This window comes from Escherichia sp. MOD1-EC7003, from assembly GCF_002965065.1.
GTDB lineage: Bacteria > Pseudomonadota > Gammaproteobacteria > Enterobacterales > Enterobacteriaceae > Escherichia.
In genome coordinates this window covers 19,109-34,423 of record NZ_PTRE01000079.1, presented here as the reverse complement: position 1 = coordinate 34,423, position 15,315 = coordinate 19,109, and the positions used below count along the sequence as shown (strand labels likewise).

The 15,315-nt window shown below is 46.2% G+C and carries 11 protein-coding genes and 3 pseudogenes; 5 read left to right on the top strand and 9 right to left on the bottom strand.

Features of this window, described 5'->3' with window-relative positions; genetic code table 11:
* Window positions 1-169 precede the first annotated feature (169 nt).
* Window positions 170-1,561: a nitrate transporter NarK gene (gene narK / locus A7090_RS14880; protein WP_105274604.1), complete on the bottom strand. Its 1,392-nt coding sequence runs from the start codon at window positions 1,559-1,561 to the stop codon at window positions 170-172.
* A gap of 338 nt (window positions 1,562-1,899) precedes the next feature.
* Here narK and narX point away from each other — a divergent pair, with 338 nt between their 5' ends.
* The gene (gene narX, locus A7090_RS14870) at window positions 1,900-3,696 is read left to right on the top strand and encodes a nitrate/nitrite two-component system sensor histidine kinase NarX (RefSeq protein ID WP_105274602.1); all 1,797 of its coding nucleotides are present in this window, start codon (window positions 1,900-1,902) and stop codon (window positions 3,694-3,696) included.
* Window positions 3,689-4,339, top strand: coding sequence for a two-component system response regulator NarL (gene narL, locus A7090_RS14865; protein WP_000070491.1), 651 nt, complete (start codon window positions 3,689-3,691; stop codon window positions 4,337-4,339). Before narX ends, narL begins: the two co-directional genes overlap by 8 nt.
* Here the strand turns inward: narL and A7090_RS14860 are convergent.
* Window positions 4,340-4,483 (bottom strand): annotated as a pseudogene (locus tag A7090_RS14860) (inverse autotransporter invasin YchO); the annotation flags it as partial.
* A 170-nt stretch (window positions 4,484-4,653) separates the two neighbouring features.
* Here A7090_RS14860 and ychN point away from each other — a divergent pair.
* On the top strand, window positions 4,654-5,007 hold the full coding sequence (ychN, locus tag A7090_RS14855) for a DsrE/F sulfur relay family protein YchN (RefSeq protein ID WP_001169669.1): 354 nt from the start codon (window positions 4,654-4,656) through the stop codon (window positions 5,005-5,007).
* A 43-nt stretch (window positions 5,008-5,050) separates the two neighbouring features.
* On the opposite strand, the gene chaC is transcribed toward ychN, so the two are convergent.
* Window positions 5,051-5,746 carry a glutathione-specific gamma-glutamylcyclotransferase gene (gene chaC / locus A7090_RS14850; protein ID WP_105274601.1) on the bottom strand — a complete coding sequence of 232 codons (696 nt, stop codon included), beginning with the start codon at window positions 5,744-5,746 and terminating at the stop codon, window positions 5,051-5,053.
* 157 nt (window positions 5,747-5,903) lie between these two features.
* Window positions 5,904-6,065 (bottom strand): annotated as a pseudogene (locus A7090_RS14845) (ChaB family protein); the annotation flags it as partial.
* Between the two features lie 463 nt (window positions 6,066-6,528).
* Here A7090_RS14845 and chaA point away from each other — a divergent pair.
* Window positions 6,529-7,629 carry a sodium-potassium/proton antiporter ChaA gene (gene chaA / locus A7090_RS14835; RefSeq protein ID WP_105274600.1) on the top strand — a complete coding sequence of 367 codons (1,101 nt, stop codon included), beginning with the start codon at window positions 6,529-6,531 and terminating at the stop codon, window positions 7,627-7,629.
* A 71-nt stretch (window positions 7,630-7,700) separates the two neighbouring features.
* On the opposite strand, the gene A7090_RS14830 is transcribed toward chaA, so the two are convergent.
* The 4 genes from A7090_RS14830 to A7090_RS14810 all read right to left on the bottom strand — a co-directional run bounded on the left by A7090_RS14830 (window position 7,701) and on the right by A7090_RS14810 (window position 13,366).
* Entirely contained in the window at window positions 7,701-8,732 is a 1,032-nt protein-coding gene (locus A7090_RS14830; RefSeq protein ID WP_241957273.1) for a radical SAM protein, read from the bottom strand.
* A gap of 93 nt (window positions 8,733-8,825) precedes the next feature.
* Complete coding sequence (locus A7090_RS14825) at window positions 8,826-10,436, bottom strand: bifunctional metallophosphatase/5'-nucleotidase (protein WP_105274598.1); 1,611 nt, start codon at window positions 10,434-10,436, stop codon at window positions 8,826-8,828.
* A 22-nt stretch (window positions 10,437-10,458) separates the two neighbouring features.
* Entirely contained in the window at window positions 10,459-11,340 is an 882-nt protein-coding gene (locus A7090_RS14820; RefSeq protein WP_095573863.1) for a nucleoside-specific channel-forming protein Tsx, read from the bottom strand.
* Between the two features lie 469 nt (window positions 11,341-11,809).
* Window positions 11,810-13,366 carry a bifunctional metallophosphatase/5'-nucleotidase gene (locus tag A7090_RS14810; protein WP_105274597.1) on the bottom strand — a complete coding sequence of 519 codons (1,557 nt, stop codon included), beginning with the start codon at window positions 13,364-13,366 and terminating at the stop codon, window positions 11,810-11,812.
* A 132-nt stretch (window positions 13,367-13,498) separates the two neighbouring features.
* Here A7090_RS14810 and A7090_RS14805 point away from each other — a divergent pair.
* Window positions 13,499-14,129, top strand: a pseudogene (locus tag A7090_RS14805) (cytoplasmic protein); the annotation flags it as partial.
* Between the two features lie 312 nt (window positions 14,130-14,441).
* Here A7090_RS14805 and kdsA read toward each other — a convergent pair.
* Window positions 14,442-15,296 (bottom strand): 3-deoxy-8-phosphooctulonate synthase, encoded by an 855-nt coding sequence (gene kdsA / locus A7090_RS14800; protein WP_105274595.1) that lies wholly within the window; start codon window positions 15,294-15,296, stop codon window positions 14,442-14,444.
* Between the last annotated feature and the right edge of the window lie 19 nt (window positions 15,297-15,315).

The window sequence follows — 15,315 nt, the reverse complement described above, 5'->3', positions numbered from 1 at the left end:
CGGATTTTTAGACAGGTGGGTATTAAGGAGTATCTCTCATGGATGACACATTAATAATGTTTAAGTGATGTTAAAGAAATAATCATCAGATTTAGAGTATGTTGTAACTAAATGGCAAATAAAAAAAGCGCGACATCATGCCGCGCAAAGGATAATCAAATATTACGCTTTATTTTTTAGAATGCCGACCGTATACCGCCCAGGTAATCACCACGCAGGCGATATAGAAAATCAAAAATACTTTCATTGCACCAACTGGCGACCCCGTTAATGCCAGCGAGCTACCGAACGCTTTCGGAATAAAAAAGCCACCAATCGCGCCAATCGCGGAGATGAAGCCCAGTGCTGCCGCAGTGTCGGTTGCCGCTTCACGCATAGCTCGTTCGTCAGAGCCGCCTTCTGCTTTCACGCGATCCATCGTCAGTTTACGGAAGATCACGGAAATCATCTGGAAAGTGGAACCACTACCCAGTCCCGCGGTCAGGAACAGGGCCAGGAAGACTGCGAAGAATGCCATGAAGCTTCCGCCCTGCCCGTCAGTCGGTAAGGTCAGGAGCAGCAGGCCGCTGAAAATCGCCATCAGGATAAAGTTCACCAGCGTGACACGGGTACCGCCCAGACGGTCAGATAATGCACCACCTGCAGAACGCGCCAGCGCACCAATAAACGGCCCGAAGAAAGCGTATTGCAGAATTTGGACATCCGGGAACTGCGTTTTTGAGAGCATCGCGAAGCCCGCAGAGAAGCCAATGAAGGAGCCGAAAGTTGCCAGATACAGCAGACTCATAATCCACAGATGACCCCGTTTAAGTACCGGCAACTGCTCCTTGATGGAGGCTTTTGAGGTAGCAAGGTCGTTCATGCCAAACCACGCCGCAATGGTGAAGATGGCAAGAAACGGCACCCATACCCAGGACGCATTTGCCAGATACAGCTCAGTCCCATCAGGCTGTTTGACGCCCTGGCTACCAAATACTGCGAAAATCGACAGTGATACCACCAGCGGAGCAACCAGCTGCATGACGCTGACGCCCATGTTACCCAGCCCACCATTCAGGCCCAGCGCGCCCCCCTGCTTCTGTTTCGGAAAGAAGAAGCTGATGTTTGCCATACTGGATGCGAAGTTCGCGCCAGCAAAGCCGCACAGCAGAGAGATGATGATGAAGACGCTATAAGGCGTGGAGGTATCCTGCACGGCAAAACCCAGCCAGACGCAAGGAATAATCAGAATACCGGTGCTGAATGCCGTCCAGCGACGACCACCGAAGACAGGAACCATAAAGGAGTATGGAACACGTAACAATGCGCCAGAAACCGAAGGCAGCGCAGTCAACATAAATAGCTGATCTGTCGTAAAATTAAAACCGACTTTCGGTAAGTTCACCGCGACAGCGCTGAACAACATCCATACGCAAAACGCCAACAGCAGACAGGGAACGGAAATCCACAGGTTGCGGCTGGCAATACGCTGACCGCGTTGTTGCCAGAACGCAGGATCTTCCGGTCGCCAATCTGTAATGACGGCTCCGGTAGCCCTTTCGGGGGCTGATGAGTGACTCATAGACACCTCTGATACTCGTTTCGATGTCTGCCACCTTATTGTTTGTAGCTAAAGGTAATTTGATGTAAATCAAACGATAAGATAACTTTATCCATCATGAATATTTATTATTATCCATAGTGAGTACTGCGATTTCATAAAAATTATGAGATTTTTCACGGTACTGTAAAATCCCTATCCTTGCTGATGTAAAGCAACTAACCACACGGAAAATAAGGAGTAACTCTTTCCGGGTATGGGTATACTTCAGCCAATAGCCGAGAATACGGCCATTCCAGAATGTATCGTCACATTCATTAAGGTTATTGTTCATTTAAAGCCTGAAGGAAGAGGTTTACATGCTTAAACGTTGTCTCTCTCCGCTTACCCTGGTTAATCAGGTTGCGCTTATTGTGTTGCTTTCTACTGCGATTGGAATGGCGGGGATGGCGGTTTCTGGCTGGCTGGTGCAAGGCGTTCAGGGCAGCGCCCATGCGATAAACAAAGCGGGATCGCTGCGCATGCAAAGTTACCGTCTGTTGGCGGCAGTGCCATTAAGCGAGAAAGACAAGCCCTTAATTAAAGAGATGGAACAAACAGCATTTAGCGCCGAGTTGACTCGAGCAGCAGAACGAGACGGACAACTGGCGCAATTACAGGGTTTACAAGATTACTGGCGTAATGAACTGATCCCTGCTCTGGTTCGTGCACAAAATCGTGAAACGGTGTCAGCAGACGTCAGCCAGTTTGTTGCCGGGCTTGATCAGCTGGTGTCTGGTTTTGACCGCACCACGGAAATGCGCATTGAGACAGTGGTGCTGGTCCATCGGGTAATGGCGGTATTTATGGCACTTTTACTGGTGTTCACTATTATCTGGTTGCGGGCGCGACTGCTACAACCGTGGCGGCAGCTGTTGGCAATGGCGAGTGCCGTCAGCCATCGCGATTTTACCCAACGCGCGAACATCAGCGGGCGCAACGAAATGGCGATGCTTGGAACTGCGTTGAACAATATGTCTGCAGAACTGGCAGAAAGTTACGCCGTACTTGAGCAGCGGGTTCAGGAGAAAACCGCCGGACTGGAGCATAAAAATCAAATCCTCTCTTTTTTATGGCAGGCCAACCGCCGTTTGCATTCCCACGCCCCGCTGTGTGAACGCCTGTCACCTGTACTCAACGGCTTACAGAACTTAACTCTGCTACGTGATATCGAACTGCGGGTGTATGACACTGATGATGAAGAGAATCATCAGGAGTTTACCTGCCAGCCAGATATGACTTGCGATGATAAAGGCTGCCAGCTCTGCCCGCGCGGCGTATTACCCGTTGGCGATCGCGGCACTACCCTGAAGTGGCGGCTGGCTGACTCTCATACGCAGTACGGTATTTTGCTGGCGACCCTGCCGCAGGGGCGTCATCTTAGCCATGACCAACAACAACTGGTGGATACCCTGGTTGAACAACTCACCGCCACGCTGGCGCTGGATCGCCATCAGGAACGTCAGCAACAGTTGATCGTGATGGAAGAGCGTGCAACCATTGCGCGCGAACTGCATGATTCGATTGCCCAATCTCTCTCTTGCATGAAGATGCAGGTGAGTTGTTTACAGATGCAGGGCGATGCGCTGCCAGAAAGCAGCCGCGAACTGTTAAGTCAGATCCGTAACGAACTGAATGCGTCCTGGGCGCAGTTGCGTGAATTGCTCACCACATTCCGTTTGCAGCTCACCGAGCCTGGATTACGTCCGGCGCTGGAGGCGAGTTGCGAAGAGTACAGCGCCAAATTTGGCTTCCCGGTGAAGCTGGATTATCAATTGCCGCCTCGTCTGGTGCCTTCGCATCAGGCAATCCACTTGTTGCAAATTGCCCGTGAGGCATTAAGTAACGCCCTCAAACATTCGCAAGCGAGTGAGGTGGCGGTGACAGTGGCGCAAAACGACAATCAGGTCAAACTGACCGTCCAGGATAACGGCTGCGGTGTGCCTGAAAATGCCATCCGCAGCAATCATTACGGCATGATAATAATGCGCGACCGTACGCAAAGTTTACGAGGCGATTGCCGCGTCCACCGTCGTGAATCAGGTGGCACCGAAGTGGTGGTCACCTTTATTCCCGAAAAAACTTTCACAGACGTCCAAGGAGATACCCATGAGTAATCAGGAACCGGCCACTATCCTGCTGATCGACGATCACCCGATGCTGCGAACTGGCGTAAAACAGCTTATCAGTATGGCACCAGATATCACCGTGGTTGGCGAAGCAAGTAATGGCGAACAGGGTATTGAACTGGCAGAATCTCTTGATCCCGATCTGATCCTGTTAGATCTCAATATGCCCGGCATGAACGGTCTGGAAACGCTGGATAAACTGCGTGAAAAGTCCCTCTCCGGGCGCATTGTGGTATTCAGCGTCTCTAACCATGAAGAAGATGTGGTCACAGCCCTGAAACGCGGCGCGGATGGCTATCTGTTAAAAGATATGGAACCGGAAGATCTGCTGAAAGCGTTGCATCAGGCAGCTGCTGGCGAAATGGTATTAAGCGAAGCATTAACACCTGTTCTGGCCGCCAGCTTGCGCGCTAACCGTGCCACTACTGAACGCGATGTTAACCAGTTAACCCCACGCGAGCGCGATATTCTCAAGCTGATTGCCCAAGGTTTGCCGAACAAGATGATTGCCCGCCGCCTGGATATCACCGAAAGCACAGTAAAAGTGCACGTCAAGCACATGCTGAAGAAAATGAAGCTCAAGTCTCGCGTGGAAGCAGCGGTATGGGTGCATCAGGAGCGCATTTTCTGATTACGGTTCCCGGCGCGGTTCATCGTTCGACAATGCATCAAATGGTTCGACAAGCGTTAGCGTGATCTCATTGGAGGAGACACGCTGCCCCTGGTTATCTTCCACCACCACCGACAATCGCCAGTGATTGCTCGCCCCTTCCCCTCCCAAAAAATGAATAACCGCAGTGTTAAAGCAACGTGGTGACAGATCATTTTTGTCGTACTCTCTTCAGCTTTCAGACAAGTCCTTAAAAAGGTGACCGATTGGTCATACAGTAGAGAAGCAGTAAGATAGAGGATAAGTGTCTAATTCCCTGAATACAGGAGTAAATAATGCAAAAAATCGTAATCGTTGCCAATGGCGCACCTTACGGGAGCGAATCCTTGTTTAACAGCTTGCGGCTGGCCATTGCGCTACGAGAGCAGGAGAGCAATCTGGATTTGCGTCTGTTCCTGATGTCTGATGCGGTCACCGCCGGGTTACGCGGGCAAAAACCAGGGGAAGGCTACAACATTCAGCAAATGCTGGAGATCCTTACCGCTCAGAATGTACCGGTAAAATTGTGCAAAACCTGTACTGACGGGCGCGGGATTAGCACACTTCCTCTGATTGATGGGGTGGAAATCGGTACTCTTGTGGAACTGGCGCAATGGACGCTGTCAGCCGATAAAGTGCTTACATTTTAATGTTTGAGGGGGCGTCTGACGCCCCACTATGAGGGAAGTTTACTCAGGCGAATCCAGGCCGTAACACACCATCCGGAAAATTCTCCACCAGCAGTTTTTTTACCGATACCAGCAAATCATTCAGCCCATCGTCCTGCATTCCCAGTTTGATAAGCTCTTGTTCCAGTGAAAACAGGTACTGTGCGTTAGTTCCCAGCGGGCCGCTCGCCGCCGCAATCAACGGCGCTATGACCTGAGCGCGAGTATCAGATTCATATTCTGGATGTCGCGGGTCCATAATAAACACAATGGCGTTGACTGTGCGCCCATCATCAAGATCAAGCTGACACCAGGTTGGCAGATAACAGCCGGTAATCATCTCGCGCTTCCACAACAGGGTTAGTTCCTGCTCCAGCGTCTCTTCTGGCAGTCGATAGGCGACGCCTGTGGTGCGTCCCCCTTCTTTCAGTGCAAGCATCCGTCCCGGCTGGTGCGCAGTCCCGCGTCCGGCAGTCAGGCGCAGGCAGAACGCGCGATGCCATCCAACCAGTGTACCGGCGCACGACTCGGTAAACTCCAGCGCCGGATTCCACATCAACGATCCATAGCCGAAGATCCACACCGGTCCCTCATCAGGTCGACAAGCCAGCGTCGCCGCCAGCGAAGCTGCCCGTTGTTCTGCTGACCATAAGAGTGATTCTTCAATAGTACCAAATGCCGTTTTACAATCGGCATTCATCAAGAAATCACGCGTTATCACCTTACACCTCCACCACTGCATACTTCCCTGCGACAACTTTTTGGTGTCTTCCGGACATTTTTACTGCTCATTTTGAAACCACTAACGGGACAATATGCAATCAACAGACCACTTGCAAGGCAACACCGCACGAATAGCTTTAACTCAGCTACCGGTTTTACGATTTTTTATGCCATTTATCATCATCCCCTTTGGCATATTCATGCTTCACAGCAGCCCAGGCCACTTTATGCGCCGTTTCTTCGCGACTGGCGTCATCACGCCGATCTTCTTTATTTTTATATTGATCCCATGCGCTGTTGAACGCTTCTTTATATACTCGTCATACTTCAAGTTGCATGTGCTGCGACTGCGTTCGCTCACCCCAGTCACTTACTTATGTAAGTGACTGGGGATTCACTCGCTTGCCGCCTTCCTGCAACTCGAATTATTTAGAGTATAGATATCCTGGGCATTAGACGGTAGCACGTGCTTTACGCTTTCCGGCAGATCGCTTTTCGTTTTATACGGCATTGTTGACTCCTTTTACAAAGTTGAATATTAAGTGTGGTCAACAATATCCACTCTTGCCAAAACATAAGAATTTTCGTGTCAGACTCTTCTCAATAAACGCTAAAACAAACATTGTCTAAACGCATTGCTTATTTTTATACCCCAATGAGTAAAAAATCGACAGCGGGGTAAAAATTCGTAAAATGTTACCGATATCCAGACACTTTCTGTTATTTTTCCTGCCTATTTTTTACATTTCCGATAAATTCATCTGCAAAGGGATAACCATAATGTCAAATGCTCAAGAGGCGGTAAAAACCCGCCACAAGGAGACTTCGCTTATTTTCCCGGTTCTGGCGCTGGTAGTGCTATTCCTGTGGGGAAGCAGCCAGACACTACCAGTAGTCATTGCCATCAATCTTCTTGCGCTCATTGGTATTTTAAGTAGCGCCTTTAGTGTTGTCCGTCATGCGGACGTATTAGCCCATCGCCTGGGAGAACCTTACGGTTCGCTAATTCTTAGCCTTTCAGTGGTTATTCTTGAAGTCAGTTTGATTTCAGCTCTAATGGCAACCGGCGACGCGGCGCCGACGCTAATGCGTGATACACTCTATTCAATCATTATGATTGTTACCGGTGGGCTGGTTGGTTTTGCATTATTGTTGGGTGGACGTAAGTTTGCCACCCAATATATGAATCTGTTTGGTATCAAGCAGTATTTAATTGCACTGTTCCCCCTGGCGATAATTGTATTAGTATTCCCAATGGCTCTGCCTGTGGCGAATTTTTCAACCGGCCAGGCGTTACTGGTCGCATTAATTTCTGCGGCAATGTATGGCGTATTTTTGCTGATCCAGACCAAAACGCATCAAAGTTTGTTTGTCTACGAACACGAAGATGACAGCGATGATGACGACCCGCACCACGGTAAACCGTCTGCCCACAGCAGCCTGTGGCATGCCATCTGGTTGATTGTCCATCTGATTGCTGTTATTGCGGTCACCAAAATGAACGCCAACCCGCTGGAGACATTGCTCGACAGCATGAATGCCCCTGTCGCCTTTACTGGCTTCCTGGTGGCACTGTTGATTCTGTCGCCGGAAGGTTTAGGTGCGTTAAAAACAGTGTTGAACAACCAGGTGCAGCGCGCGATGAATCTGTTCTTTGGTTCAGTGTTAGCAACCATTTCGCTTACCGTACCTGTTGTCACGCTAATTGCCTTTATGACGGGTAACGAATTGCAGTTTGCACTTGGTGCGCCAGAAATGGTGGTGATGGTCGCTTCTTTAGTGCTGTGCCATATCTCCTTCTCCACCGGACGTACTAACGTGCTCAATGGCGCAGCGCATCTGGCGCTGTTTGCCGCCTATTTGATGACGATATTTGCCTGACGACGGCCTTTCCCCCGATGACGAAAATCGGGGGAAGTTTTTCTCCCTTCCCCCTCATACAGAGAGCTGTATCAGGCCAAATACTGGCGAATATCGGAAGGCGCATAATTTTGTTCCCACAGGGCCTTCATCATCAACATATAAGGTTCAACATAAGAGAAAAAAGACTGATAGCTTTCGCAAAAATAATTGAGGGCTGGAAGGCCGTTTCGGGAAAACGCGATACGCTGTTTTGGACAACCGCCGTGACAGGCGAATTCTATATTACAACTCATACACTCCGCTGCCAGTAGCGGTTTACACTGTTCGACTATTTGATTCTTTGTGTTTTTCCGCGTCGTGAACGCACTAACATCAAATGATGCGAAAACACAATTCGGCGCAGGTAATCCACACCACGACGCAAAAGCGTGCTCAAAAACAGGGATTTTTATCGTTCCAATATCCAGACGAACCCAGGTGTAAAAAATCGTTTTCAAAAAGATCCCTAATGCTGCTGGCGCAAGGCTGTGCGTATCTCCCCCTTCTTGAGCAAGCGGTTCAAGCAGAGGGATAAACTGCATATGGCGACTGCCCAGATTTTTAAGATAGTGATATATCTGCAGAGGTTGCTGGCTATTTATAGCGTTAATAACGGTCAGAGTGCTAAATTCAACATCATGTTTTCGCAGCAATCTCACCGCCGCTTCAATCTGGCGAGCCGTTGGTTTATCAGAAATCGTGTCGCAGAGATTATTATGCAACGAAGTATTAACATTCACTGAAATGCTAATAATAAACTGATATCTTTTGAAAAATTCGCACCAACTGTCATCCAACAGAACACCATTGATCAGTACGGTATTAATAATTTTATTACCTTGTACAACTTGCTGTTGTAACTTAATAACTCGCTTAAAGAAGTTAAGCTTGTCAGGTGTTAGTTCCTGAATTTGCCAGAAAAATATCACATTACCCGTTTTATGAGCATTGATTTTCTGACGAATAAATAACTGTAACGTCTCATCATCTGAATTGCACGTTGTACATTCAGAGCAGGACTGGACCTTATCGAAATAGCAATACGAACAACGTAAATTACAGGATGTACTGGCACATTTCATTATCATTCTTATGGTCCTGTTTCTGTTTGTTTTATAATGCGTAAGGGAATGATGCAATCCATAGAATGAATTGCATCATCAATATTAATTTTATTATTTACTGGCGTTAACTCGCATTTCATTAATCTGTGCCGGAACTATTTTGTGTCCTGATTTCAAATAATCAATCACAACATCGGACATATTATGTCCAGCACGAACTTGTACATTTTTTCCTTCCTTAAATGCCAGAAAACCATCGCCACCCAGTGCAAGAAACGTCGTTGTTGCAACATGATAAGTCTCTGTATCCACAACCGCTTTACCGTTGATTGTGAAAGATTCTATTCTCTGGCCTACTGGTTTTTGCGGGATATAATGCATTTCAGCTCCCTTTGACATCTGTAATATGCCGTTAGTGAGCGATGCACCATGTTCCATCAGGTTACGCAGATCTTTGCCGCTGAGATCCATTTCCGTAAGTTCATTCTTAAAGGGAAATGTGCTGGTAATATCACCAAAGGTAATGGGGCCAGCATTGATATCCGCACGTAAACTACCGGAATTGATCAGTGCAATCTGCGCATTCGGTGCAGCAACAAGCATTGCATCCGTAAACAGGTTGCCAAGTTGTGATGATTCACCATAGGCACGCGTTAACGTGACAGGTGATTCACCGACCGGCTGGCGCACGATATCTGCCAGTTTTTTATTCCAGCCATCAATAACTTTCTGAGTTGTCGGATCAGGTTTCCATTCATCCGCATAAAGTGTTTTCAACTCAAAGCTTTTCACTTTATGGGTATGGGCGGCAGGATCTACATTGAGCACCAGTTTCCCTACATCAATACCGCCGCTGTCGGTCGAAAGGATTAATGTATTTCCCACTTTGATAGGTTCAGGTGTTCCTACATGGGCATGCCCGGTAATGAGAATATCAAGGCCTTTGACCTTACTTGCAGTCTGAATATCTGTATCCAGCGCACGCCTGACATCGGTGTTACCGATACTGGACTGACGCGCCGGAACACCTTCGTGGATGAGAGCGACCGTAATGTCAACTTTCCCTCGTAGTTCATCCAGATAATGCTGCAGATATTTCACCTCATCGCGAGCCTCAATCCCCTGATTCTTGAGACTGGCCGCTGATTTATCAAAGCGATTGTTGTTATCATTATCGAGTCCCTGGATTGAGAGCTCTGAAATTGTGTCATTAAATGCAAACACACCGTGTAGTCCAATAACGCCAATCTTTACACCGTCCTTTTCCAGAATGGTGTATGGTTTATTCCAGAACGGTATTTCACTGTCCTTATGGAAGACATTTCCCAATAAAACGGGGAAATTTGCCTTACTTAACTGTCGGAGAAGGTTATCCCAACCATGGTCGAATTCATGATTACCAATGGATACCACATCAAAGGGCATGGTATTCATAATATCGATTATTGCCTGCCCCTTTGTCAGACTACTGATATATGGACCGGTAAAATAGTCACCCGCATCAAAATAAAAGGTAGCTTTATTTTTTACTTTTTCTTGTTTTACTAATGTTGTTATATTAGCGAATCCACCGATTGCTCGTTTACCGTCTGCAACATACGGGAGTTTGTATGTATCAACATGAGCATGGAGATCGTTAGTATAAATAATAGTAACCTCTTTTGCACAAGCCCAGAGCGGTAGTGTCAGCAGGATACCCGCAGCAATATTTTTTATTTTCATAAATAATTCCTTTCAAAGTTATTTAAAAAGTATACCCGACAGTTAAATAATAAGCCCATCCTGTTGAATCTATCGTGGTCATTTCTCCTTTACTATTAAATGCGTTACTCCCCTCATCAAATTGCCCGCCATGATAAAAATAGCGAAGAGTTGCGCCATAACTCCAGTGAGAATAAACCAGACTGAGTACATGAGTGGAAACTATTGAGTTATTTGTACGAGAATAAAACTGTTGCTTACCACCTGATTCTTCCTTTAAGTCCGAACCAAAATCGAAGTTAGTAAAACCGACATAATTTAATTTACCACCCCAAACGGTAGTAATCGGAACAACATATTTTACTTTGAAACGATAACCATCCCATTCATTCGCATTAGCAGCATTATAATTGTTTCCTTGATATTTAGCATAGATGTTTGCAGACAACATCATCGGTAGCCCTGTATCGATATCAGTCCCTAACCCCATATACCAGGTACTCTGACGCTGCCCTTCATTCGTTCCCGCATCGTAGATATAATTATTAGCAAAATACCATTCTTTAAATGGACCAAAACTTAAGTCTAATCCCGTTAATTTGTCGATACTAAAACGCGGCTCTATTTCCATAAAAAATGGTGAGCCGTTATCCCAAATGCCAATGTCATTATCATTTCCTAAACCAAAAAATTTAGGTAAATCCGCATAACCATAGAAATCAAACCAATCCACATGAGCCCATGCGCGATATTCTGGATATAGATCTGATCTTTTCTGTGGCCCAAAGCGAGTAGAATTACTTCCTACTATATTAATACTTTGATGCCACCAGCCAGATAAATATTCATTATCTCCAGAATCAGCAAACGTTACCACGGGCAACAATATAAATACTCCTGATAAAAGATATTTTATTTTTTGCATAAATATAACTCCTTCCACTGAGGCTTATTAAAATAATACTATTCCTGTAATAAATAATACACATCACGTTCTTTAATACTTTGCTATTATATGATTGAGATATATTAATATCTCAACCATAACTGATGTTACTGCTAATTCATTGTGCCTATTTAGCTGCGCTTACATCAACTACCCTCATTTCAAGATCATGTTTTAATGGGCTATGTGCCTTAATATAATCAATGATCGATTCTGCAGAAGTGGTGCTGTTAATAGTTTTGACATTCGTTCCTTTTAGGAAGGTCTCAAATCCATCACCACCATAGATACCTTTTTATTTAAAACAATACCTGTCACCACCTCCCTGGAGGTGGTGAAGGGATAATAATAAATTTATTTAAAAATCATCTCTAAAGATAATAAATATCCTGTGAACCCTATCTATTAATAAATTACTGTAATACAGAACGCAGTACATCAAGCGTATTTATTTCTTCACATCAGCAACACGCATACCGTTAAGTTGTTCGTCCGTAATGGCATTACCCGCCTTGAAATAATCAACCACTGCATGGTAGACATAATAACCGCCCGTTGTGTTGCGCGCTTTACCCTCAGTAAACGTGGTAAAACCATCGCCGCCATCAGCAAGGAAGCTTTGGGTAGCAATATGGTAAATCGTTGCATCCTCAATCGGCTTATTATTAAGCGTAAGCTCGACAACACGTTGACCGATTGGTTTACTGCTGTCGTACTTCATTTCCATGCCTTTAGATACTTGCAAAATCCCATTACTCAGGCTGGCTCCGTGCTCCATCAAACTACGTAATTGTTTACCAGTGAGATCCATCGTAGTCAGTTCATTAGGGAACGGAAACGTACTGATGACGCCTCCCATCGTAATTGCCCCCGCCGGGATCTCATTGCGGATACCGCCAGAGTTGGTTAACGCTAATTGTGTATCTTTACCTGCTGCTGCCAGCAAAGCATCCGCTGCCAGGTTCCCCAGTGACGCGGATTCACCATAAGCGCGCGTTAATTCAACCGGCGACTGCGCTACGGTTTGTTGCACAATTTCATCAAGTTTCTTATTCCAGCCATCAATGACTGACTTCGTTTGTGGGTCAGGTTTCCACTCATCAGCATAAATGGTTTTCAGCTCAAAATTTTTCACCGTAAAGTGATGCGGTTTATCTTTGTAATCCAGAACCAGTTTTCCAACATCAATACCACCACTGTCGGTTGACAGAATTAGTGTATTACCGACTTTAATCGGTTCCGGTGTACCAACGTGCGCATGTCCGGTAATCAGAATATCCAATCCTTTTACCTGTCCTGCAGTCTGAATATCTTTATCCAGCGCACGACGTACATCAGTACTCCCCATACTGGATTGACGAGCTGGCACGCCCTCATGGACCAGCAGCACGGTCAAATCAACTTTACCTTTTAGTTCGTCGATATAATGTTGCAGCCATTTAATTTCATCCCTGGCTTCAATACCTACGCGTGTCGCGGCGGAAACAGTATCATTAAATGCAAATACGCCGTGTAAACCTATTACACCGATTTTCACACCATCTTTCTCAATAATGGTATAAGGTTTATCCCACAATGTTTTGCTGCTGTTCTGATAAAATATATTTCCCTGCACAATTGGGAATTTCGCCTGGCTAAGCTGTAATAACGTATTGTCCCAGCCATGATCGAATTCATGATTTCCCATTGTCACAGCATCAAATGGCATGGTATTCATGATATCAATAATTGCTTTGCCCTTAGTGAGGCTACTAATATACGGTCCGGTAAAATAATCCCCGGCATCCAAAAACCATGTTGCCTTATTTTTTGCTTTTTCCTGTTTTACCAGAGTAGTGATGTTTGCCCAACCACCAATATCCCGTTTGCCATCAGCAATCCATGGCACTTTATAAGGTTCCACATGCGCATGGAGATCATTGCTATAAATAATTGTGACATCCTTTGCACAGGCCCAAAATGGTAATGCCAACAGAATACCCACAGTAATTATTTTTATCTTCATAACCCGTTCCTTTCAGTTATATAAAGATTTGTTACTTTACGTTTTGAAAAGTTTCTTTATGTGAGTCTGCTCACACTACCTATCAAGAGTTACAGGGCAGAATCAACGACCTCTTGAAATCGTTGGTGGCTTATGTCGACACTATTTACAATTAATACCTGCAAAACGTTTGGTTGTCGCAATTTAGGGTTACCAACATCTGCTGATTACAGTTGGCCAGACTACAGGCTGGGATATCCAGCATTGCACTGCCAGGCATGTGGAAGTTACCCTCCCCTGTTTGATGGGCAACAATTTCGTGACTGGCTATCGGCATACTTAACTGCATATGCTTGTAAAATCGGTCTTTTTTGTCCCGTCTGTTACAGCAAAGAAATTATTTGCTATGGTCATAATCCACAGGGAACACAGCGCGTTCAGTGTCGCGTCTGCAAAAAAGTCTGGACACCCAAACAGCTTTTACAAAGAGAAATAGCACCACCAGAACGAATTGAAACGGTTCCTCTTATTGTGCCTTTTCAAGGAGAGAGCGCGGGCCAGAAACTGTATGTTCTGCTCACCTTTGATACCGCGCGAGGTAATATTCTTCACCTCTCCACTAATTTTACTCAGCATCCGATCGGGGAAACGTTGCGTTATTGCTGGAAAGGACATGTTGAGCCTGATTTGCATCATAGTGACATCGTACAACGCGTTGATATGCGCAATACGCAATTTCTAAACCGCAGTCAGTTCGATGAAATTCAGTATGGAAGTGCGGTCTCTTTAGCAGCCAGCAGACGCTTTATCCACACGATGCAAACAGCGCTTACCCACAACGCTCAATTATCTGCAGGGCATGTAACGCAAATACTGTTTTCCCTGGTACAGAGTTACAACAGTAAACTTACAGCAACGACTTCTGGTCATTAATATTCGCCTTAATCTCCTCTGCAATAAGGCCCCGATCTACGTTCGTGTAACGCGAAAACGAACATCAGGCTACCGTAATGACAACTTACGGCCTTTCTGTATCTGACAGACATAAAAAAGCCCTACCAAATAGCGGTAAGGCTTTTGATTTCAAAACAAAAAATTACTTGCTGGTATCCAGTTCTTCGAAACCTTTCACCAGATCATCAATCGCTTTCATTTGCTTGAGGAACGGTTCCAGTTTAGCCAGCGGCAGCGCGGATGGACCATCACATTTCGCGTGATCCGGGTCGGGATGCGCTTCAATAAACAGCCCCGCCAGACCTACCGCCATACCGGCACGTGCCAGCTCAGCCACCTGAGCACGACGACCGCCGGAAGCTGCGCCAAACGGATCGCGGCATTGCAGTGCGTGGGTCACATCGAAAATCACCGGCGAGTTGCCAGACACTTTCTTCATTATGCTGAAGCCCAGCATATCGACAACCAGGTTGTCATAGCCGAAGTTAGCGCCACGATCGCAAAGAATCACTTTTTCGTTGCCGCCTTCTTTAAATTTATCAACGATATTACCCATCTGGCCTGGACTCACGAACTGCGGTTTTTTAACATTAATTACCGCACCGGTTTTCGCCATGGCTTCCACCAGATCAGTCTGGCGAGCAAGAAACGCCGGTAACTGAATCACATCCACGACATCAGCAACTGGCTGTGCCTGGCTTGGTTCGTGAACGTCGGTGATAATTTTCACGCCAAAAGTCTGCTTTAGCTCCTGGAATATTTTCATCCCTTCTTCCAGGCCTGGTCCACGATAAGAGTGGATGGAGGAACGGTTGGCTTTGTCAAAAGAGGCTTTGAACACGTAAGGGATACCCAGTTTCTGGGTCACGGTTACGTAGTGCTCGCAAATGCGCATCGCCAGATCGCGAGATTCCAGCACGTTCATACCGCCAAACAGTACGAATGGCAGGTCATTTGCTACGTTGATGTCGCCAATGCTAACCACTTTTTGTTTCATAGGATCGCCTTAATCTTGA